This is a genomic window from Streptomyces sp. NBC_00358 (genome assembly GCF_036099295.1).
Taxonomy (GTDB): domain Bacteria; phylum Actinomycetota; class Actinomycetes; order Streptomycetales; family Streptomycetaceae; genus Streptomyces.
This window is the reverse complement of the sequence record NZ_CP107976.1, coordinates 3132780-3153387: the sequence shown is the minus strand read 5'-3', so window position 1 is coordinate 3153387 and position 20608 is coordinate 3132780. Positions and strand designations below refer to the sequence as shown.

Annotated in this window: 19 protein-coding genes and 2 riboswitches; of the genes, 12 read left to right on the top strand and 7 right to left on the bottom strand. The window is 69.6% G+C overall.

Annotated features, from left to right (window positions below; all coding sequences use genetic code 11):
- Positions 1-78: 78 nt before the first annotated feature.
- A complete protein-coding gene (locus tag OHT01_RS12995; RefSeq protein ID WP_328553299.1) occupies positions 79-636 on the bottom strand; it encodes a glycoside hydrolase family 25 protein in 558 nt (185 codons plus the stop codon).
- A gap of 315 nt (positions 637-951) precedes the next feature.
- On the opposite strand from OHT01_RS12995, the gene OHT01_RS12990 reads away from it, so the two are divergent.
- Complete coding sequence (locus tag OHT01_RS12990; protein ID WP_443043388.1) at positions 952-1092, top strand: type II toxin-antitoxin system VapC family toxin; 141 nt, start codon at positions 952-954, stop codon at positions 1090-1092.
- Positions 1093-1150: 58 nt separating this feature from the next.
- On the opposite strand, the gene OHT01_RS12985 is transcribed toward OHT01_RS12990, so the two are convergent.
- The 4 genes from OHT01_RS12985 to gcvT all read right to left on the bottom strand — a co-directional run bounded on the left by OHT01_RS12985 (position 1151) and on the right by gcvT (position 5612).
- Positions 1151-2518 (bottom strand): L-serine ammonia-lyase, encoded by a 1368-nt coding sequence (locus OHT01_RS12985; RefSeq protein WP_328553298.1) that lies wholly within the window; start codon positions 2516-2518, stop codon positions 1151-1153.
- Positions 2519-2683: 165 nt separating this feature from the next.
- Positions 2684-3946 (bottom strand): serine hydroxymethyltransferase, encoded by a 1263-nt coding sequence (gene glyA, locus OHT01_RS12980; protein ID WP_328553297.1) that lies wholly within the window; start codon positions 3944-3946, stop codon positions 2684-2686.
- Between the two features lie 11 nt (positions 3947-3957).
- Entirely contained in the window at positions 3958-4335 is a 378-nt protein-coding gene (gcvH, locus tag OHT01_RS12975) for a glycine cleavage system protein GcvH (protein WP_328553296.1), read from the bottom strand.
- Positions 4336-4493: 158 nt separating this feature from the next.
- Entirely contained in the window at positions 4494-5612 is a 1119-nt protein-coding gene (gene gcvT, locus OHT01_RS12970; protein ID WP_328553295.1) for a glycine cleavage system aminomethyltransferase GcvT, read from the bottom strand.
- Between the two features lie 34 nt (positions 5613-5646).
- Positions 5647-5759, bottom strand: a riboswitch (glycine riboswitch).
- Positions 5760-5856, bottom strand: a riboswitch (glycine riboswitch).
- Between the two features lie 175 nt (positions 5857-6031).
- Here gcvT and OHT01_RS12965 point away from each other — a divergent pair.
- The 10 genes from OHT01_RS12965 to OHT01_RS12920 all read left to right on the top strand — a co-directional run bounded on the left by OHT01_RS12965 (position 6032) and on the right by OHT01_RS12920 (position 17504).
- On the top strand, positions 6032-6700 hold the full coding sequence (locus OHT01_RS12965) for an AAA family ATPase (RefSeq protein WP_328553294.1): 669 nt from the start codon (positions 6032-6034) through the stop codon (positions 6698-6700).
- Positions 6701-6763: 63 nt separating this feature from the next.
- Positions 6764-7540, top strand: coding sequence for an enhanced serine sensitivity protein SseB (locus OHT01_RS12960; protein WP_328553293.1), 777 nt, complete (start codon positions 6764-6766; stop codon positions 7538-7540).
- A gap of 228 nt (positions 7541-7768) precedes the next feature.
- Positions 7769-8569 carry an enhanced serine sensitivity protein SseB C-terminal domain-containing protein gene (locus tag OHT01_RS12955; RefSeq protein ID WP_328553292.1) on the top strand — a complete coding sequence of 267 codons (801 nt, stop codon included), beginning with the start codon at positions 7769-7771 and terminating at the stop codon, positions 8567-8569.
- A gap of 484 nt (positions 8570-9053) precedes the next feature.
- Entirely contained in the window at positions 9054-10052 is a 999-nt protein-coding gene (locus OHT01_RS12950) for an ABC transporter permease (RefSeq protein WP_328553291.1), read from the top strand.
- A 59-nt stretch (positions 10053-10111) separates the two neighbouring features.
- Positions 10112-11863: an ABC transporter substrate-binding protein gene (locus OHT01_RS12945; RefSeq protein WP_328553290.1), complete on the top strand. Its 1752-nt coding sequence runs from the start codon at positions 10112-10114 to the stop codon at positions 11861-11863.
- Between the two features lie 72 nt (positions 11864-11935).
- Positions 11936-12943 carry an ABC transporter permease gene (locus OHT01_RS12940; RefSeq protein ID WP_328553289.1) on the top strand — a complete coding sequence of 336 codons (1008 nt, stop codon included), beginning with the start codon at positions 11936-11938 and terminating at the stop codon, positions 12941-12943.
- On the top strand, positions 12940-14037 hold the full coding sequence (locus OHT01_RS12935; protein ID WP_328553288.1) for an ABC transporter ATP-binding protein: 1098 nt from the start codon (positions 12940-12942) through the stop codon (positions 14035-14037). Before OHT01_RS12940 ends, OHT01_RS12935 begins: the two co-directional genes overlap by 4 nt.
- Positions 14034-15278 carry an ABC transporter ATP-binding protein gene (locus OHT01_RS12930; protein ID WP_328553287.1) on the top strand — a complete coding sequence of 415 codons (1245 nt, stop codon included), beginning with the start codon at positions 14034-14036 and terminating at the stop codon, positions 15276-15278. The genes OHT01_RS12935 and OHT01_RS12930 overlap by 4 nt, the downstream gene beginning before the upstream one ends.
- A gap of 121 nt (positions 15279-15399) precedes the next feature.
- Entirely contained in the window at positions 15400-16791 is a 1392-nt protein-coding gene (locus OHT01_RS12925; RefSeq protein WP_328553286.1) for a M1 family metallopeptidase, read from the top strand.
- 47 nt (positions 16792-16838) lie between these two features.
- The gene (locus tag OHT01_RS12920; protein WP_328553285.1) at positions 16839-17504 is read left to right on the top strand and encodes a trimeric intracellular cation channel family protein; all 666 of its coding nucleotides are present in this window, start codon (positions 16839-16841) and stop codon (positions 17502-17504) included.
- On the opposite strand, the gene OHT01_RS12915 is transcribed toward OHT01_RS12920, so the two are convergent.
- Positions 17404-18777 (bottom strand): alpha/beta hydrolase, encoded by a 1374-nt coding sequence (locus OHT01_RS12915; protein WP_328553284.1) that lies wholly within the window; start codon positions 18775-18777, stop codon positions 17404-17406. The two genes, OHT01_RS12920 and OHT01_RS12915, sit on opposite strands and share 101 nt — an antisense overlap.
- Positions 18778-18938: 161 nt before the next feature.
- Here OHT01_RS12915 and OHT01_RS12910 point away from each other — a divergent pair, with 161 nt between their 5' ends.
- On the top strand, positions 18939-19799 hold the full coding sequence (locus OHT01_RS12910) for a thioesterase family protein (protein WP_328553283.1): 861 nt from the start codon (positions 18939-18941) through the stop codon (positions 19797-19799).
- A gap of 167 nt (positions 19800-19966) precedes the next feature.
- Here the strand turns inward: OHT01_RS12910 and OHT01_RS12905 are convergent, their stop codons facing one another.
- Complete coding sequence (locus OHT01_RS12905) at positions 19967-20557, bottom strand: TIGR03086 family metal-binding protein (RefSeq protein WP_328553282.1); 591 nt, start codon at positions 20555-20557, stop codon at positions 19967-19969.
- Positions 20558-20608: the final 51 nt, after the last annotated feature.

The following is a 20608-nucleotide window of genomic DNA, read 5'->3' as shown; positions in this document are numbered from 1 at the left end:
GCCCCGGCCACGGGAGCCCGGCGGACCGCGTGCTCCGGGCCCGGTCACGGGCGGCCGGCGGACCGCCCATGCCGAGGGTCAGGCGCTGCCCGCCCACGTGCGCAGCGCGGCCTTGCTCGTGAAGTCCGCGACATCCCTGTCCACCGGCTCGGCGGTGTACTGGTGGAAGCGCCACTTCGCCTTGATACGGGGTTCGCCGGCGGTCACGTAGTCGGCGATCCAGAGGCCGTCGCCCGTGTACGAGGTGGTGTCGACGTTCAGCCAGAAGTCCCGGCCGGTGTAGAGCACCACGCGGTTGTCCGGGCGGAGTTCCTTCACCTTGCGGATGAAGCGGTCCTTCTCCGCGTTGCTCGCGTGGGTGCCGTCGCCGGTGGTCTCCCAGTCGACGGCGAGCAGATCGCCCGCCTTCTCGGGGGCCTTGCTCACGAAGTACGCGGCCTGGGCGGTGATGTTGCCCGGCCACAGGAAGTGGTAGAAGCCCACGACACAGTCCGCGTCGCGGGCGGTCTTCGTCTGCGCGGTGAGCTTCGGATTGACGTACGAGCGGCCTTCCGTCGCCTTGACGAAGACGAAGGAGAGGCCGGCGGTGCTGTACGCGGACGACTGGTAGGCGCTGACGTCGATGCCTCGCAGCATAGGTGGAGCCTCCGTGCATGGGGGGACCGGTCGCGCGGGCCGACGCCCGCTGACCGTGGGGACGAGTGCCTGTCCGTGGGGGACAGTCGGTGGGGACAACTGCCTTTGGAGTTCCCCCACTTCGGCCCCTCCACGCTCGCACGCGTGACCGGGGCACCCGCATCCCTCCGCTCGCACCGGCCCGCCCGAGCCGTCACGGTCTCGGCGTGAGTGCGTCGAGCCGCGCCGTGCGGCCGGGCAGGTCCCCGTCGCGCATCCCGGCCGACGGAGCGGACGCGGGGCCCTCCGGCCTGCCCGTCACCGCTGGGGCACGGGGTGCGGGCAGGCCGACTTCCGGCGCATCACCGGGACCCCTTCGACCGGATACTGGTCGCCCAGGCGCAGATCGAAGGGATGACCCTGGTGACGCGGGACAAGCGGATCCCGCAGTACGCCGTGCGGGCCATGCTTGTGTGAGGGGCAGTCCGTTCCCTGTCGCAGAAATACATGAACGCGCTGGTCAGGGTCTGTTACCTCAGCACTCGATGATGTTCACCGCAAGCCCGCCCCGGGCCGTCTCCTTGTACTTGACGCTCATGTCGGCGCCGGTCTCCTTCATGGTCTTGATGACCTTGTCGAGGGAGACCAGGTGGGAGCCGTCGCCGCGCATGGCCATGCGGGCCGCCGTGACGGCCTTCACCGCGGCCATGCCGTTGCGCTCGATGCAGGGGATCTGGACCAGACCGCCGACCGGGTCGCAGGTCAGGCCGAGGTTGTGCTCCATGCCGATCTCGGCGGCGTTCTCGACCTGTTCGGGGCTGCCCCCGAGCACCTCGGCGAGCGCGCCGGCCGCCATCGAGCAGGCCGAGCCGACCTCGCCCTGGCAGCCCACCTCGGCGCCCGAGATGGAGGCGTTCTCCTTGAACAGCATGCCGATCGCCCCGGCGGCGAGCAGGAACCGTACGACGCCCTCGTCGTCGGCGCCGGGCACGAAGTTGATGTAGTAGTGCAGCACCGCCGGGATGATGCCCGCCGCGCCGTTGGTGGGGGCGGTGACCACCCGGCCGCCCGCCGCGTTCTCCTCGTTGACCGCCATCGCGTAGAGGGTGATCCACTCCATCGCGTGGGCCAGCGGATCGCCCTCGGCGCGCAACTGGCGGGCCGAGTGCGCGGCGCGGCGGCGGACCCTGAGGCCGCCCGGCAGGATGCCCTCGCGGGCCATGCCGCGCGAGACGCACGCCTGCATCACGCGCCAGATGGCGAGGAGTCCCTCGCGGATCTCCTCCTCGGTGCGCCAGGCCCGCTCGTTCTCCAGCATCAGGGCGGAGATCGACAGCCCGGTCTCCTTCGTGAGCCGCAGCAGTTCGTCGCCCGTGCGGAACGGGTACTTCAGGATCGTGTCGTCGAGCTTGATGCGGTCCTCGCCGACCGCGTCCTCGTCGACCACGAATCCGCCGCCGACCGAGTAGTACGTCTTCTCCAGGACGAGCTCGCCCGAGGCGTCGTACGCGAAGATCGTCATGCCGTTCGCGTGGTACGGCAGGGCCTTGCGGCGGTGCAGGACCAGGTCGTCGTCGAAGGAGAAGCCGATCTCGTGCTCGCCGAGCAGGTTGAGCCGGCCCGAGGTCTTGATCTGCTCGACCCGCTCGTCGGCGCCCTCGACGTCCACCGTCCGGGGCGAGGCGCCCTCCAGACCGAGCAGCACCGCCTTGGGGGTGCCGTGGCCGTGGCCGGTCGCGCCCAGGGAGCCGTAGAGCTCGGCGCGTATCGCGGTGACGGGGGCGAGCAGCTCTTCGTTGCGCAGCCGCCGCGCGAACATGCGCGCGGCGCGCATCGGGCCCACCGTGTGGGAGCTGGACGGGCCGATGCCGATCGAGAACAGGTCGAAGACCGAGATGGCCACGGGAACTCCTTGGTGGTTTCGCCGGACGCCGTTGTCCGGCGGAGGTGGTGCGGGACCGCATGGAACGGGGCACCGCGCTCTGCTTCCAGTGTGCGCGGTGCCCCGGATATCCGTACGAAATGAACCGTACGGGTGAATACAACGTATGACGGAAAGCCTACGGAACTACTTCAGGCCGGGGTACAACGGGTGCTTGTCGGCCAGAGCGGACACGCGGACCTTCAGGCCGTCCGCGTCGTAGGACGGCTTCAGCGCCTCGGCGATGATGTCCGCGACCTCGGTGAAGTCCTCGGCCGTGAAGCCGCGGGTGGCGAGGGCGGGCGTGCCGATGCGCAGGCCCGAGGTGACCATCGGCGGGCGGGGGTCGTTCGGGATGGCGTTGCGGTTGACCGTGATGCCGACCTCGTGGAGTCGGTCCTCGGCCTGCTGCCCGTCCAGCTCGGAGTTACGCAGGTCGACCAGGACCAGGTGCACGTCCGTGCCCCCGGACAGGACGTCCACGCCGACGGCCTTCACGTCGTCCTGGACCAGACGCTCGGCCAGGATGCGCGCGCCGTCCAGCGTGCGCTGCTGGCGCTCCTTGAAGTCGTCGGTGGCGGCGACCTTGAAGGAGACGGCCTTGGCGGCGATCACGTGCTCCAGCGGACCGCCCTGCTGACCGGGGAAGACCGCGGAGTTGATCTTCTTGGCCAGCTCGGCCGTCGAGAGGATCACGCCGCCGCGCGGGCCGCCGAGGGTCTTGTGGGTGGTCGTCGTGACGACGTGGGCGTGCGGCACCGGGTTCGGGTGCAGACCCGCGGCCACCAGGCCGGCGAAGTGCGCCATGTCGACCATGAGGTACGCGCCGACCTCGTCGGCGATGCGGCGGAACTCGGCGAAGTCGAGCTGCCGCGGGTAGGCCGACCAGCCGGCCACGATCAGCTTCGGCCGGGATTCCTTGGCGAGGCGCTCGACCTCGGCCATGTCGACCTGGCCGGTCTCGTCGCTCACGTGGTACGGGACCACGTTGTAGAGCTTGCCGGAGAAGTTGATCTTCATGCCGTGGGTGAGGTGCCCGCCGTGCGCGAGGTTCAGACCCATGATCGTGTCGCCGGGCTTGAGCAGCGCGAACATCGCGGCCGCGTTGGCCTGGGCGCCCGAGTGCGGCTGCACGTTCGCGTGCTCGGCGCCGAAGAGCGCCTTCACACGGTCGATGGCGATCTGCTCGACCACGTCGACGTGCTCGCAGCCGCCGTAGTAGCGGCGGCCGGGGTAGCCCTCGGCGTACTTGTTGGTCAGGACCGAGCCCTGGGCCTCCATGACCGCGACCGGAGCGAAGTTCTCCGAGGCGATCATCTCCAGGGTGGACTGCTGGCGGTGCAGTTCGGCGTCGACGGCGGCCGCGACGTCCGGGTCCAGCTCGTGAAGGGGGGTGTTCAGAAGCGACATGCGGTGACTCCTCAGCCGGCGGTGGATGCGGTGTACTCGTCGGCGGACATCAGGTCCTCGGGCTGGTCCGCGACGCGCACCTTGAACAGCCAACCGCCCTCGAAGGGAGCGGAGTTCACGAGCGACGGGTCGTCCACGACGTCCTGGTTGGCCTCGACGACCTCGCCGCCGACCGGGGAGTACAGGTCGCTGACCGACTTGGTCGACTCCAGCTCGCCGCAGGACTCGCCCGCGGTCACCGTGTCACCGACCTCCGGGAGCTGGGCGTAGACGACATCGCCGAGCGCGTTGGCCGCGAACTCGGTGATGCCGACCGTCGCGACGCCGTCCTCGGCGACGGACAGCCACTCGTGCTCCTTGCTGTAGCGCAGCTGCTGGGGGTTGCTCATGGCCTGAATTCTCCTGTACGCGTGGGAGTGCTGATGGAGGGAAGCATGGGTGATCCGGGCGGATGTGCCCGGCATCACGTGCGACGTCCGACGGGGCCGCACGTCGGCGCAGGCGCCCGGCGGACCGCCGTGTCATGTCCGGCCCGGCCGGACCGGTGTCACTTCTGGCGCTTGTAGAACGGCAGCGCCACGACCTCGTACGGCTCGTGGCTGCCCCGGATGTCCACACCGACACCGGCGGTGCCCGGCGCGGCGTGCGCGGCGTCGACGTACGCCATGGCGATCGGCTTGCCCAGGGTCGGGGACGGGGCGCCGGAGGTGACCTCGCCGATCACCTGGCCGTCGGAGACGACCGGGAACCCGGCGCGCGGCACGCGACGGCCCTCGGCGATCAGGCCGACGAGGACGCGCGGCGGCTCGGAAGCGGCGCGCTCGGCGGCTTCGGTCAGGGCCTGGCGCCCCACAAAGTCCCCCTCCTTCTCGAACTTCACGACCCGGCCGAGACCGGCGTCGAAGGGGGTCAGCGCGGTGGTCAGCTCGTGCCCGTACAGCGGCATGCCGGCCTCCAGGCGCAGCGTGTCGCGGCACGACAGACCGCAGGGGACCAGCCCGGCCGGGGTGCCCGCGTCGGTCAGCGCCTGCCACACCTTCTCGGCGTCGGCGGGAGCGACGAACAGCTCGAAGCCGTCCTCGCCGGTGTAGCCGGTGCGGGCGATCAGGGCCGGAACCCCGGCCACCGTGCCCGGCAGGCCCGCGTAGTACTTCAGGCCGTCCAGGTCCGCGTCGGTGACCGACTTGAGGATGCCGGGGGACTCGGGTCCCTGCACGGCGATCAGCGCGTACGCGTCACGGTCGTCGCGCACCACGGCGTCGAAACCGGTTGCGCGCCCGGTCAGCGCGTCCAGCACCACCTGGGCGTTGGAGGCGTTCGCGACCACCATGTACTCGTCGTCGGCGAGCCGGTAGACGATCAGGTCGTCCAGGATGCCGCCGTCCTCCTGGCAGATCATGGTGTAGCGGGCGCGGCCGACGCCGACGGTGGCGATGTTGCCGACCAGCGCGTGGTTCAGGAGCGCCGCGGCCTGGGGGCCGGTGACGGTGATCTCGCCCATGTGGGAGAGGTCGAAGAGGCCGGCCTTCGTGCGGACGGCGAGGTGCTCGTCGCGCTCGGAGCCGTAGCGCAGGGGCATGTCCCAGCCTGCGAAGTCGGTCATCGTCGCGCCGAGTGAGCGATGCAGGGCATCGAGCGCGGTGTGACGGGGTGCGGTGCTGCTCATCGGTCTGGCTCCCAAGGCATGACGGCGAGGTCGTTCCTCCCCATCTGTCATCGGAACCTGAGAGGTTCATCAAGACCCCACGAAATGGTGGTCCTGACTTGCACCTTGGGTGGAGCCACCGGTGAGCGGCCCGCTTTTCAGATGTGCCTCGCCCGCGCGGTAACGGGGCCTGAGAGATTCAAGGGAGGGACTTGCTCCTTCGGCGCCCGGGTACACGTACCCAGGACTCTCCCGCGCGGATTCAAGCGGCCGGTATGCAGTTGGCGCGGCCATCATCGCACGCGCCGTCCGATCCCGGCAGCCCGGCATCTGTAACCGGGCTGTGGCAGTCCGCGCATGAAAAGGGGAGGCGCCGGGCATTACCTTCTCTTTACAGTCGACGGGGATGGGACTCCACACCCAAGGGGAGGACGGTCACGGTGAACAGGACCACGGCGTACGCGACGGCCTCGGGTCTCGCGCTGCCCGAGCAGCCCGGCGCACCGGCCCGGGAGGTGCGCGGCCCGCTTCCGGCGGCCGTCGTCCGGGACCTCCGCGACCGGGCCGGACGCAGCCCGCACGGTCTGCGCTTCGGGGCGCGCGACCTCGTCGTGGTCACCGGGCTGCCCGGCAGCGGCAAGTCGACGCTGATGCGGCGGGCCGTGCGGGGCACGCGGGTCGACTCGCAGGACACCCGCGACCGCTGGGAGGGCCGGGCGGCCCGCCTGCTGCCGTACGTGGTCTACCGCCCGCTCGTCCGCCTCGCGCACTACGCCGGGCTGCGCCGCGCGCTGCGCGGGGGCGGCCCACTCGTCGTGCACGACTGCGGCACGCAGGCCTGGGTGCGCCGCTGGCTCGCCCGCGAGGCCCGGCGCCGGGGCGGCGCGCTGCACCTGCTGCTGCTCGACGTCCCGCCGGGCACCGCGCTGGACGGCCAGCGCGAGCGCGGCCGCGGCGTCTCGCGCTACGCCTTCGCCCGCCATCGCGGCGCGGCCGCCCGGCTGCTGCGTTCCGTCGAGCGGGGCGACCTGCCCGCGGGGTGCGGTTCGGCGGTGCTCATCGACCGGGACGCGGCGGACGTGCTGGGCAGGATCGACTTCGGCCACTGACCGGTCACGGTGGCGCATTAATCTTTCCAGCCGGAACAGTGGTTCGAAGCGGGCGGTAGACAGATGGACTTTCCTGCACAGGCGCACCCCCATCCGCACGGCGGTTGGCCCGGCAACGAGCTGGAGGAGGTGTTGTCCGCCTCCTTCGGCATGCCCTCGGGGCCTTCGGGGGGCGCTCGTATCGTCGAGGTGCTCGGCCGCAGTTTCCTCTGGGTGCCGCTGCCCAACGGCGGCGGCCCGCAGAGCGGCCCGCTCGATCTGCCCACGATCGACGTCGGGGGGCAGGTGTACGTCCCCGTGTTCAGCTCCGAGGAGCAGTTCCGGCAGGTCACCGGTGGCCACATGTCGTACACGATCGCGCCTGCCGTCGAGTTCGCCCGAGGACTTCCGCCGCAGGTCGGCATCCTGGTCAACCCGGACGGCGTGGTCGGCGTACCGCTGCCGCCGCCCGCCGTCGCCGAGCTGTGCCGGTCCGGCCGGACCCCGCTGGACGGCTCGGCCAGCGGTGGCCGGGTGCGGCTCTTCGAGCCCGACTGGCAGGACGACCCGATGGACTTCCTGGCCGCGGCCTCGGCCGAGTTCGCCGGGACCGGCGTGGTGCTGAGCGCCCGCCGCTGCCTGGCCAGCATCGAGGGCGACGATCCGGTCATGTTCATCGGCGTCGAACTCTCGCTGTGGGAGGGCGAGGCCCGCACCCTGCCGCTGGACGCCCTGGGCCGCGCCCTCGGCCGCGTCCCGATGAACATTCCGGTGAACCTGGTCCTCCTCGACGTGACGCAGGACCCGGTCGCCGACTGGATGCGGGCCCAGGTGCGCCCCTTCTACCAGCACGGTCACTGAACGGCGCCCGCCCCGAGAGCGTCCGAAAGGCCGTGCGCCCGGCCCCGCACGGCCTTTCGGACGACCTCGCGCGGTGGGCCCCGGCTCTCGACTGCTTCCCCCGGCGGAGCGCGATCGCCGCATAAGCTGGTTTCATGGCCTGGTCGAGGTGTTGACGCATGTTCGCGGCCGGGGCCTCGGGCACAAGGGATGAGTCGTCGTGAATTGTTCGCGAAGGGGCGGTTGAGGGTGAGCGCGTCGGGCACGGCCGCGGCCGGGCAGGTCGAGCACATGCTGCGCCAGGTCACACCCGGGCGTTATGACGCCTACGAGGCGCTCCTTCGCGCGCTCGCGACCCCGTCGTCCGGCCAGGTCTGGATGCTGCTCTGGCACGGCCAGGCCGGCTCACCGGACGCCCAGTACGGAAACATGCAGGTGGAAGGCTTCGGGTACGCGCCCTGCGTGACCTCGGCCCAGGAACTCTCGGCCAGCGGCTGGAACCGCTCGTACGAGGTCGTGGACGGGCTGGACGTCGCCCGCACCCTGTACCCCGACCAGTTCGGCCTCTGGCTCAACCCGCACGCCCCCGGCGGCGGCCTCGGAATCCCCTGGCTGGATCTGCGCCGGATCGCCACCGGCCTGGAACGGCAGCCCGCCGGTCCGCTCCGGCTCTCCGAGCCCGGCATCGAAATCCCGCAGTTCTACGCCCTGTTGACGCAGAACGCGCATCTGACCCCGGCCGTGCGCTCGTTGCGCCGCGCCTGGGTCCAGCCCGCGCTCGGGTCGCCGTATCTCGCCATCGGCCTTGATGTGTACGACACTTCGCCGCCCGCCGTGGACTCGGTGCGGGCGATGATGCAGCAGTCCATCGGCGCGGTCCCGGACGGCCTGCCCGTCTCGACCGTCGCGATGTCGGACGAGTTCGACCCCGTGGCGATGTGGCTGCGCGCCCATGCCCGGCCGTTCTACGACCGTGAGGCGCACGCGGCCCCCGCGCAGGCTCCGATGGCGGGCGGCTACGGCTATCCGCCGGCCCGCGGCGGCTACTGAGAGCGTCCCGAATCGCGGACCTGTCGTAAGTCAGTGCGAGTTCGGCTGGCATCATGAAGCTGCGCACGAGCCTCCGGTGTCGTGCGTGTCGTGCTGCTGACCTGCGGGGAAGCGGACGTATGCACCAGTTGTCCTAATTTGGTGCAACTTCCGACCTAAAGGGCGCTGATGGACCTTTCGCGGTCAAATATCAGACGTCCGACTGCCGTTACCCACTGTTCGGATAACGGAATCCCCCAACAAGCATCACGGTTGCGCATAGTTTCTCCATGGGGCCTGGCACCTGATCGTGGCGGCACTGAAGACTCGCCCATCAGACACGGGGTCATCGATCCTGTGAGCGAGTGCAAGTCGAAACATCGAATCATCAGCCGGGTCACCGGACCGCACCATCTGCGGTCAACATCCCGGCGAGCAAGTGAACCAAGCCGCAGACAGCGGCAGGCGTAGGCCGGTCACCACCGGCGAGAGGGGTCGGGTCACTGTGACCGCACCGATCGAGACCACCGCGGCGGCAACGGAAGCGCAGCCAGAGGCTGTGCTTGCCGGAGTCGGCAAGGGGCAGATCGAGGGCCGTTCCCTGGGACAGATCGCCTGGACGCGCTTCAAGCGCGACAAGGTGGCGGTCGCCGGCGGCGCCATCGTCGTGCTGCTCATCCTGATGGCTATCCTCGCCCGGCCCATCCAGTCGATGCTGGGGCTGGACCCGAACGCCTTCCACCAGGACCTGATCGACGCCAACACCTCGCTCCCCAAGGGCGGTTCGGGTGGCATGAGCGCGGATCACCCGCTCGGTGTCGACCCGAAGTTCGGGCGTGACCTGGCCACCCGGGTCCTGGAGGGCTCCTGGGTGTCGCTGGTGGTCGCCTTCGGAGCCACCATCCTGTCGAACGTGATCGGCGCGATCCTGGGCGTCGTCGCGGGCTTCTACGGCGGGCGGGTCGACTCGATCATCAGCCGCCTGATGGACACCTTCCTCGCTTTCCCCCTCCTGCTCTTCGCGATCGCCATCTCCGCCACCCTGCAGGGCGGCGCGTTCGGCCTCGAAGGGCTCCCGCTCCACCTGAGCGTCCTGATCTTCGTGATCGGCTTCTTCAACTGGCCCTACCTGGGCCGGATCGTCCGAGGCCAGACGCTCGCCCTGCGTGAGCGGGAATTCGTGGACGCCTCCCGGGGCATGGGCGCCAGGGGCCCGTACATCGTCTTCCGGGAGCTGCTGCCCAACCTGGTCGGCCCGATCATCGTCTACTCGACGCTGCTCATCCCGACCAACATCCTCTTCGAGGCGTCCCTGAGCTTCCTCGGGGTCGGCATCCAGCCCCCGCAGGCATCCTGGGGCGGCATGCTCAGGGAAGCGGTCACCTACTACCAGGTCGACCCGCAGTTCATGATCGTGCCCGGCCTCGCCATCTTCGTGACCGTCCTCGCCTTCAACCTGCTCGGCGACGGTCTCCGCGACGCTCTCGACCCGCGCAGCCGCTGATGCCTGCCGCATACCGAGAGAACATCAAGTTTCCGACAATGGAGGGGAACCCGCCCATCATGCGAAGGTCAGCGCTGGCCGCTATAGCGGCCATCGGCTCCGCGAGTCTGCTCGTTGCAGGCTGCAGCAAGGCCGATGACAACAAGAACGACGGCACCGCCAAATCAGCTGGGGCCAACGCAGCTACACAGGACTTCGTCAACGTCTCCGCGAAGAAGGGGGGCACGGTTACGTACGAGTACTCCGATGTCCCGGACTCCTTCGACCCGGGCAACACGTACTACGCGTACATGTACAACCTCAGCCGGTTGTACGCCCGCCCGCTGATGACGTTCGCGCCCGGCGCCGGCCAGAAGGGCAACACCCTCGTCCCGGACCTCGCGGCCGGCAAGGGTGTCCCGAGCGACGGCGGCAAGACCTGGACGTACAAGCTGCGTACGGGTCTGAAGTACCAGGACGGCACCGCGATCACGTCCAAGGACGTCAAGTACGCGGTCGAGCGCTCCAACTTCGCGCGTGACGTGCTCTCCCTCGGTCCGAACTACTTCCAGCAGTTCCTCGTGGGCGGCGACAAGTACAAGGGTCCCTACAAGGACAAGAGCGGCAAGGGCCTCGACTCGATCGCGACCCCCGACGACTCGACCGTCGTGTTCCACCTGAAGACCGCCTTCCAGGAGTTCGACTACCTGGTCGCCTCGCCGCAGACGGCGCCGGTCCCGCAGGCCAAGGACAACGGCGTCGACTACGTCAAGAACATCGTGTCCTCGGGCTCGTACAAGTTCCAGAGCTACTCCGACGGCAAGCAGGCCGTCCTCGTGCGCAACGAGAACTGGGACGCGAAGACCGACCCGCTGCGCAAGCAGTACCCGGACAAGATCGTCGTCAACCTGAAGGTCAACGCCGAGACGATCGACAAGGACGTCCTCGCGGGCGACGCGATCGACCTCGGTGGTGGCGGTGTCCAGGCCGCGACCCAGGCGCAGGTGCTCACCGACGCCGCCAAGAAGGCCAACACGGACAACACCTACGGTGGCCGTCTGGTCTACATGGCGATCAACACCAAGGTGAAGCCGTTCGACAACGTCGCGTGCCGCAAGGCCGTGCAGTTCGCGATCGACAAGGTCTCGGTGCAGACCGCCGAGGGCGGCCCGATCCGCGGCGACATCGCCTCCACGGTCCTCCCGCCGGACATCCCGGGCTACGCCAAGTCGGACGTCTACGCGTCCGCCGGCAGCAAGGGTGACGCGGCCAAGGCCAAGGACCAGCTCAAGGCCTGTGGCAAGTCGACCATCAGCACCAACATCACCGCGCGCAGCGACCGCCCGCAGGAGATCGACGCGGCCACCGCGATCATCGCCTCGCTGAAGAAGGCTGGCATCAACGCCACCCTGAAGCAGTACCCGTCGGGCAAGTACTTCACCGACTACGCGGGTGTCCCGAAGTTCACCGAGAAGCAGAACATCGGCCTGATCATGATGCAGTGGGGTGCCGACTGGCCCTCCGGCTACGGCTTCCTGCAGCAGATCCTGAACGGCTCCGCGATCGGCGCGTCGGGTAACACCAACCTGTCGCAGTACGACAACAAGGACGTCAACTCCCTTCTTGAGAAGGCCATCGGTACGCAGGACGACGCCGCGCGCAACGCCCTGTACACCGAGATCGACAAGAAGACCATGGACGACGCCGTCCTCGTGCCGCTGACCTACTTCAAGGTTCTGCTGGCCCGCCCGCAGTACGCGACCAACCTGGTCTCCACGGCGGCCTTCAGCGGTCAGTACGACTACCTCAACATCGGCACCACGAAGAAGTAGCAGCCCCGGAAGGCAGGTGAAGGCATTGGTGCCCGCGGGCTTAGCGGCCCGCGGGCACCAGCGCCGATCCCCGTGATCTCGTACATCCTCCGTCGGACGGCAGCGGCAGCGATCCTGCTCCTGGTCGTCTCCGCGGTCACCTTCGCCATCTTCTTCCTGCTGCCCAGACTGGCCGGCCAGACCGCCGACCAGCTCGCGCAGCAGTACATCGGGAAGAGCCCGACGAAGGCCGACATCATCGCGGTCAAGCACAACCTCGGTCTGGACCAGCCCGTCTACGTCCAGTACTGGCACTTCATCAAGGGGATCGTCAGCGGCGCGACCTATGACCTGGGTCCCACCACGGCGCACTGCGACGCGCCGTGCTTCGGGTACTCCTTCAAGACCCACCAGGCCGTCTGGCCGCAGCTCACCTCCCGCCTCCCGGTGACCCTTTCGCTCGCCGCGGGTGCCGCGGTGATGTGGCTGGTGTCCGGTGTGGCCGTCGGCGTGATCTCCGCGCTCAAGCCGCGCTCGTTCTTCGACCGCACCTTCATGGGCGTCGCGCTCGCCGGTGTCTCGCTGCCCATGTTCTTCACGGGCAACCTGGCGCTGCTGCTCTTCACCTACACCTGGCCGATCTTCGGCCGCACCTACGTCCCGTTCACCGAGAACCCCGCGCAGTGGGCCAACACGCTCTTCCCCGCGTGGTGCTCCCTCGCGCTCCTGTACTCCGCCATCTACGCGCGGCTCACCCGCTCGGGCATGCTGGAGACGATGAACGAGGACTTCATCCGCACGGCCCGCGCCAAGGGCCTGCGCGAGAGCAAGGTCGTGGTCCGGCACGGACTGCGCGCCGCTCTCACCCCGATCATCACCGTCTTCGGCATGGACCTCGGTCTGCTGCTCGGCGGTGCCGTGATCACCGAGAGCGTGTTCTCTCTGCACGGCGTCGGCGAGTACGCGGTGGACGGCATCACCGACAACGACCTGCCGCAGATTCTCGGCGTGACCCTCCTCGCCGCGTTCTTCGTCGTCATCGCAAATCTTCTGGTGGACATGCTGTACGCGGCCGCCGACCCGCGGGTGAGGCTCTCATGACCGAACTGTCCAAGACCGGCGCCGCGGTCGGCGAGCCCGTCTCCTCGCCCTCGAACGCTCCGCGCTCCTTCCTCGAAGTGCGCGACCTCAAGGTGCACTTCCCGACCGACGACGGTCTGGTCAAGTCCGTCGACGGGCTCACCTTCTCGGTGGAGAAGGGCAAGACCCTCTGCATCGTGGGTGAGTCGGGCTCCGGCAAGTCCGTCACCTCGCTGGCGGTCATGGGCCTGCACCGGCTCGGCGCGCGCGGCAAGAACGTCCAGATGTCGGGCGAGATCTGGCTCGACGGCAAGGAACTGGTCGGCGCCGACCCGGACGAGGTGCGCAAGCTCCGCGGCCGCGAGATGGCGATGATCTTCCAGGACCCGCTGTCCGCGATGCACCCGTACTACACGATCGGCAACCAGATCGTGGAGGCGTACCGCACGCACCACAAGGTCGACAAGAAGACCGCCCGCAAGCGGGCGATCGAGATGCTCGACCGCGTCGGTATCCCGGAGCCGGCCAAGCGCGCCGACAGCTACCCGCACGAGTTCTCGGGCGGTATGCGGCAGCGCGCGATGATCGCCATGGCGCTCGTCAACAACCCCGAGCTGCTCATCGCCGACGAGCCGACGACCGCCCTCGACGTCACCGTCCAGGCGCAGATCCTCGACCTCATCCGCGATCTGCAGAAGGAGTTCGGCTCCGCCGTCGTCCTCATCACCCACGACCTGGGTGTGGTGGCCGAGATCGCCGACGAGGTACTGGTGATGTACGGCGGCCGCTGCGTCGAGCGCGGCTCCGTCGAGCGGGTCTTCGAGCAGCCGCAGCACCCCTACACCTGGGGTCTGCTCGGCTCGATGCCCCGCATCGACCGCGAGACGTCCGACCGGCTCATCCCGGTCAAGGGCCAGCCGCCGAGCCTCATCAACGTCCCCTCGGGCTGCGCCTTCCACCCGCGCTGCCCGTACGCGGACCTGCCCAAGGGCGATGTCACCCGCACCGTGCGGCCCGAACTGCAGCTCGTCGGCACCGGCCACTACACGGCCTGCCACCTCTCGCAGGAGGACCGCACGCGGATCTGGACCGAAGAGATTGCGCCGAAGCTGTGAGTGAGACGAACAAGACGGACGGCGGAGGCGCGGTGATCCCGCAGCAGGCTGCGGCTCCCGAGCACCGCGCGAAGTCCACGGAGAACCGTGAGGTCCTGCTCCGGGTCCAGGGGCTGCAGAAGCACTTCCCCATCAGGAAGGGCGTTCTCCAGCGTCAGGTCGGCGCGGTCAAGGCGGTCGACGGCATCGACTTCGAGGTCCGCAAGGGCGAGACGCTCGGCGTCGTCGGCGAGTCCGGCTGCGGCAAGTCGACCATGGGCCGGGTCATCACCCGTCTCCAGGACCCGACCGGCGGCAGCATCGAGTTCGAGGGCCAGGACATCACCCGGCTCAGCGCCTCGAAGATGCGTCCGCTGCGCCGCGACATCCAGATGATCTTCCAGGACCCGTACGGGTCGCTGAACCCCCGTCACACCATCGGCTCGATCGTCTCGGCGCCGTTCCGGCTCCAGGGCGTGGAGCCCCAGGGCGGTGTGAAGAAGGAGGTCCAGCGGCTCCTGGAGCTGGTGGGTCTGAGCCCCGAGCACTACAACCGCTACCCGCACGAGTTCTCCGGCGGTCAGCGCCAGCGCATCGGCATCGCCCGCGCGCTCGCCCTGAAGCCGAAGCTCGTCGTGGCGGACGAGCCGGTCTCGGCCCTCGACGTGTCGATCCAGGCGCAGGTCGTGAACCTGATGGACGACCTGCAGTCCGAGCTCGGTCTGACGTACGTGATCATCGCCCACGACCTCTCCGTCGTGCGCCATGTCTCGGACCGCATCGCGGTGATGTACCTCGGCAAGATCGTCGAGCTCGCCGACCGCTCCTCGCTGTACGAGGCGCCGATGCACCCGTACACCAAGGCCCTGATGTCGGCCGTGCCGGTGCCGGACCCCAAGCGCCGGGGCGCCAAGAGCGAGCGCATCCTGCTCAAGGGTGACGTGCCCTCGCCGATCGCCCCGCCGAGCGGCTGCCGCTTCCACACCCGGTGCTGGAAGGCCACGCAGGTCTGCAAGACGACCGAGCCGCCGCTCATCGAGCTGAAGCCCGGCCAGCAGGTCGCCTGCCACCACCCGGAGAACGCCGCGGACCAGGCGCCGCAGGACGTCGTCCTGCTGTCGGCTGCTCGCGAAGCGGTGCAGTTGGTCTCCGCGGTGGACTCCGCCGAGGTGTCCGGTACGGCTCCGGCCGAGGTCGCCGCCCCCGCCGAGGCGGCCGGCTCCGCGTCGGACGTCCAGGCCGCGGAAGGCGATCGTCAGTAGTCAACCGGCGAGTAGGCCGTGACGACTTGGCAAAGTCATGAACATGCTCGAACGGGAGAGTGCAGAGTCCTGCGTGTCCGTCTGATCAGAAATGATCGGAACACGTACGAAAGGGACGCTGATGGCACTCTCCCGTTCGGCACGTTTAGGGGCTCTCGCGACCGCGACGGCCTCTTTCCTTCTTGTCGCCGCCTCCTCCGCCCCCACCCCGGGCGCCGACGGCATCGGTGACTCCTACTTCCCCCAGCTCGGCAACGGCGGGTTCGACGCCCGCCACTACGCCCTGGACGTGGCGTACAACCCCGACACCGACCGCCTCGACGGTCGTACGACCCTCACCGCCCGCGCCACCCAGAACCTCTCCGCCTTCGACCTCGACCTCCAGAAGCTGGACGTCACGAGGATCGAAGTGAACGGCAGAGCGGCCCACTTCACGCGGGACGGCGACGAGATCCACATCACCCCGCGCGGCCCGCTGGCCAAGGGCAAGACGTTCACGGTGACCGTCACGTACGGCGGAATCCCCGAAGCCCTCAACGGCCCGATCGTCTTCGGCTCCGACTACGGGTGGATGAAGACCGCCGACGGCGTCTTCGTCGCCTGCGAGCCCAACGCCGCCTCCACCTGGTTCCCCTCCAGCGACCACCCGTCCGACAAGGCGACCTACGACATCCGCATCACGGCGCCCAAGGGCCTGACGGGGGTCTCCAACGGGCGCCTGATATCGACCCACGACAAGGGCGCCGAGACGGTCACCCACTGGCGCGAGAGCCGGCCCATGGCCACCTACCTCGCGACGGCGACCATCGGGAAGTTCGACGTGCGGACCGGGAAGACCCCGGCCGGGACACCGATCTACGTCGCCATCGACCCGGTGCTCGCCAACAGCAACAGCGTCGACGTGTACGCCGTCACCGCCGAGGCGACCGACTACTGGTCGCAGGTCTTCGGTCCGTACCCGTTCGAGGAGACCGGCGCGATCGTCGACGACATGCCCGAGGCGGGCTTCTCGCTGGAGGTGCAGTCGAAGCCCGCGTACTCGGCCGTGCGCTCGGAGACCACGATCGTGCACGAACTGGCCCACCAGTGGTTCGGCGACTCCGTCTCGGTCGCGCACTGGAAGGACGTCTGGCTGAACGAGGGCTTCGCGACCTACGCCCAGTGGCTGTGGGCCGAGCACAAGGGCATCCGCTCCGCGCACGACTCGTTCGTCGCCGGGTACGACCAGCGGCCGGCCGACTCCTCGTTCTGGCAGACCGAGGTCGCCGATCCGCAGCGGGACACGATGTTCGCCTCGGCGGTCTACCAGCGGGGTGCGATGACACTGCAGATGCTGCGCGAGCGCATCGGCGACACCGCCTTCTTCAAACTGCTCCCCGCCTGGACGAAGCTGCACAGGTACGGCAACGCGAGCACCGCCGACTTCATCGCCCTGGCCGAGAAGGTCTCCGGGCAGCAGCTCGACGATCTCTTCCAGACCTGGCTGTTCACCACAGGCAAGCCTGCCGTCTAGACCTTCCATTGTAAGGCGCACACCCCGCGACAGGGCAGAATGTGGGGGTGTTCCAGCATCTGTTCAACCCCTCCGTCCAGCACACGCTCGACCTGATCGGCATCTTCGTCTTCGCGATCTCCGGCGCTCTGCTGGCCGTCCGCAAGAACTTCGACGTCTTCGGTATCGCCGTCCTCGCGGAGATCACCGCGCTGGGCGGAGGGCTGCTGCGCGATGTGATCATCGGTGCGGTACCCCCGGCGGCCTTCACCGACCTGGGGTACTTCACCACACCGCTCGTCGCCGCCCTGCTCGTGTTCTTCCTGCATCCGCAGGTGGAGCGCATCCAGGTCGGCGTGAACGTCTTCGACGCGGCCGGGCTGGGCCTGTTCTGTGTCACCGGCACCGTGAAGGCGTACGACTACGGGCTCGGCCTGACCGCCTCCGCCGCCCTCGGCCTCGCGACCGCCGTGGGCGGCGGTGTGCTGCGGGACGTCCTCGCCAACGAGGTCCCCTCCCTGCTGCGCTGGGACCGTGACCTCTACGCGGTCCCGGCGATCGTCGGCGCCACGATGGTGGTGCTCTGCATCCGCTACGACGCGCTCACCCCGTTCACCAGCGGCCTCGCCATCGTCACGGCCTTCGTGCTGCGCCTGTTCGCGATGCGGTACCACTGGCGAGCTCCGCGCGCGTGGAACCGCCGCTCGACGGTGCGGGAGGAAGGGACTCCCTGACCCGGTCGGCGCCGACCGCGCCGCCTGCCGCGCCACCGGGGCTGCCCGTACCGCCCGTACCACCCGTCCCGGGAGTGCCGCCGGTGCCGGCCGTGCCGCCGGTGCCCGCCGTTCCTGCCACCGTGCCCGCCGTACCCGGAGTGCCCGGCGTGCCTCTGTCGAACTGCTCGGTCAGCCAGCGGAACACCTCCGGCAGTTGAGGCCGCCACAGTCCCATGTCGTGGCCGCCCGCGCTGCGCGGCAGCAGTACCACGTCCACGCTCGTCGGCGGCTTCGCGAGCGCCTGGATCGCCGCGCCCGCCTGGTAGCCGTCACCGGACTCGCCGGAGAAGTAGAGCGCGATCCGGGGCGGGACGCGGTCGGCGCGCAGCAGCAGATAGGGATTGTTCCGCCGGCGCAGTTCCGGGTTCCGTCCGGCGAGTGAACCGCGTTCGCCCTTGGGGTCGTTGTAGCCGGACATGCTCACCGCCGCCCGGTAGCGGTCGGGGTGGGCGACGGCCAGCTTGGTGGCGCAGTGCGCTCCGGCCGAGTATCCGGCCGCGGCCCAGCCGCTCGGGGCGGACTCGGCGCGGAAGTTGTCCATGACCATCCTCGGTACGTCGATGCTGAGCCAGCTCTCCGCGTTCACCGTGCCCGGGATGTTCGCGCAGCCCGTGTCGGCCCGGGCCAGCAGGTTGGTGCGGGGCGCCACCAGGATGAACGGCGCGACCCGTCCGTCGAGCATCATCGGGAGCAGTTGCTGGTGCACCCGGAGCGACCCGAACCACGCCTTCGCTGAGCCCGGATAGCCCGGCAGCAGTTCCACGACGGGGAACTTCCGGTGCCGGTAGGCGGGTTCGCGGTACTGCGGCGGCAGCCAGACGTAGACCTCCGCGTTCACCCCCGACACCCGCCCCCTCAGGTCGGTGACGCGCACCCCTCCGGCCTCGCGCATCCGCGGCCCGTCGGCCGGCCGGAAGGTCTGCCGCATCCGGGGCAGGCTCTTCAGCGAGATACCTCCGGTGCCGTCCACGCCGAGGTCGGCGGCCCGCTGGACGTGGTTGCCGGTGCCGAGGAGGTCCGCCCAGTTGTCGTACAGGTTGTTGGCGTTGTTCACGAGGACGAACACCAGGCTGATCGCCGTTCCCTGGGCGAAGAGCAGCATCAGGAGCCGGGCCGCACCGCGCACCGGCGCCGGTCCGGGCGTGCGCGACCACAGGACCAGCGGCAGCAGGAGGGCGACGGCGCACAGCGCGAACGAGGTCATGAGGAAGGGTGTCCCGGTGAGGCTCATGCCCCTTCAGAGGAGATGCCGCACCGATTGGTCACGGGTGATTGCGGACACTTGACAAGAAAATGCCGAATCCTCACCTGAATGGCGGGACGGCGGGGGTGCTCTTACTCCGCGAAGAGTGAAAGCTACCGCTTAGTAATTACCTGTTGTACCGTTCACGTATGCCAGAAGCAGCTTCGGTACAGGCCGTACGGGCCACGATCGGCGACAGTGAGTTCGACCGGGACACCGCCGTCACACGACGTGAGGCCGGCGTCTACGACGCGGACCTCTCCGCCGGGTGGACGATCATCACCGCCGTCAACGGCGGCTACCTGCTGGCCGTCCTCGGCCGCGCGCTCGCCGACGCCCTCCCGCACTCCGACCCGTTCACGATCTCCGCGCACTATCTGACCGCGTCCCAGCCGGGCCCCGCGGTCATCCGCACGGACGTCGTACGCACCGGCCGGACGCTGTCGACCGGACAGGCGTCCCTCTTCCAGTACGACGACGAGGGCCGCGAGACCGAGCGCATCCGTGTGCTCGCCTCGTACGGCGATCTCGACGCCCTGCCGGACGACGTCCGCACGACCGCGACGCCGCCCGCGATCCCGCCCGTGGACCAGTGCTTCGGCCCGCAGGACGCGCCCGCCCCCATCCCCGGCAGCTCGGCGATCACCGACCGGCTGTTCCTCAAGCTCGACCCCGCCACCCTGGGCTGGGCGCTGGGCGCGCCCTCCGGGAAGGGCGAGATGCGGGCCTGGTTCGGACTCGCCGACGGCCGCGACGCGGACCCGCTCTCGCTGCTCCTCGCGGTCGACGCGCTGCCGCCGACGGCCTTCGAGATCGGCCTGTCCGGCTGGGTGCCGACCGTCGAGCTGACCGTGCACGTGCGGTGCCGTCCGGCGCCCGGCCCGTTGCGGGTGTCGATCACCACCCGCAACCTCGCCGGGGGCTTCCTTGAGGAGGACGCGGAGGTCTGGGACAGCGCGGACCGGCTGGTCGCCCAGTCCCGGCAACTCGCCCGCGCCCGCCTCCGCTGACAGCCGCGGACTTCCCGGCCCATCCCGGACACCGCTGACACCCCGGACGACCGCCCGTGCACCGGTCCGGTGCGCGGCGCCACCGGCCGCCTGAGCCGCCGGCGCGACCTCGGGGCACCCGGCGAGGGGTGCCCCCGTTCGGGCCTCCTCGGCGGGTGCTCGTGCCGTCAGGAGGCCACCAGGGGGCGGCGGCCCGTCCAGGCCGCCAAACGCTCGTAGGCGTCGGCGCCCTCGGGGGCCGGCACCACCGGGCCGAAGGGCAGCTCGGGGTCCTCGCGCCCCTCGTCGGGCAGCACGCGGCCGGCGATCGTCAGCGCGAACTCGCCGAGTTCCGGATCGAGTCCGAGCGGCCGGCCCAACGCCTCGGACAGGTCCCAGGTGTGCGTGACCGCCTCCATGACGTACCCGGCGAGGGCGATGCGCCCGGGGGCCTCGCCCCACGGGACCCGCACCAGCGCGTCCAGCCGGGCGTCGTCCGCCCATCCCGCGCGCACCTCCGCCCTGGCCTCGTCGTAGGCGGCGCTCCAGCCGTCGTCCGGCACGCCGTCGGCGAACGGCCGCACCGCGAGCCCGTCCCCGCCCGCCCCGATCACGGCGATCCGGCGGGTGCCGCCGACCATGTGCGACAGCAGCAGACGTACGTCGAACCCGGTGCACGGCGTGGCGCCGTCCAACTGCTCCGGCCGGACGGTCGCGACCAGCGAGGCGATCTGCTCGGCGGCGCGGGTGTACAGGGGGCGTGGGTCCATGGCGTTCATGACTACCTCTTCCGTGTGTCGGTGTGCCCTCACCCTCGCCGCATAACCTGA

Coding starts and splice junctions, on each gene's coding strand:
- OHT01_RS12995 (WP_328553299.1), bottom strand. CDS start 636: ATGCTGCGAGGCATCGACGTCAGCGCCTACCAGTCGTCCGCGTACAGC.
- glyA (WP_328553297.1), bottom strand. CDS start 3,946: ATGTCGCTTCTGAACACCCCCCTTCACGAGCTGGACCCGGACGTCGCG.
- gcvH (WP_328553296.1), bottom strand. CDS start 4,335: ATGAGCAACCCCCAGCAGCTGCGCTACAGCAAGGAGCACGAGTGGCTG.
- gcvT (WP_328553295.1), bottom strand. CDS start 5,612: ATGAGCAGCACCGCACCCCGTCACACCGCGCTCGATGCCCTGCATCGC.
- OHT01_RS12960 (WP_328553293.1), top strand. CDS start 6,764: ATGGACTTTCCTGCACAGGCGCACCCCCATCCGCACGGCGGTTGGCCC.
- OHT01_RS12945 (WP_328553290.1), top strand. CDS start 10,112: ATGCGAAGGTCAGCGCTGGCCGCTATAGCGGCCATCGGCTCCGCGAGT.
- OHT01_RS12935 (WP_328553288.1), top strand. CDS start 12,940: ATGACCGAACTGTCCAAGACCGGCGCCGCGGTCGGCGAGCCCGTCTCC.
- OHT01_RS12925 (WP_328553286.1), top strand. CDS start 15,400: ATGGCACTCTCCCGTTCGGCACGTTTAGGGGCTCTCGCGACCGCGACG.
- OHT01_RS12915 (WP_328553284.1), bottom strand. CDS start 18,777: ATGAGCCTCACCGGGACACCCTTCCTCATGACCTCGTTCGCGCTGTGC.
- OHT01_RS12910 (WP_328553283.1), top strand. CDS start 18,939: ATGCCAGAAGCAGCTTCGGTACAGGCCGTACGGGCCACGATCGGCGAC.
- OHT01_RS12905 (WP_328553282.1), bottom strand. CDS start 20,557: ATGAACGCCATGGACCCACGCCCCCTGTACACCCGCGCCGCCGAGCAG.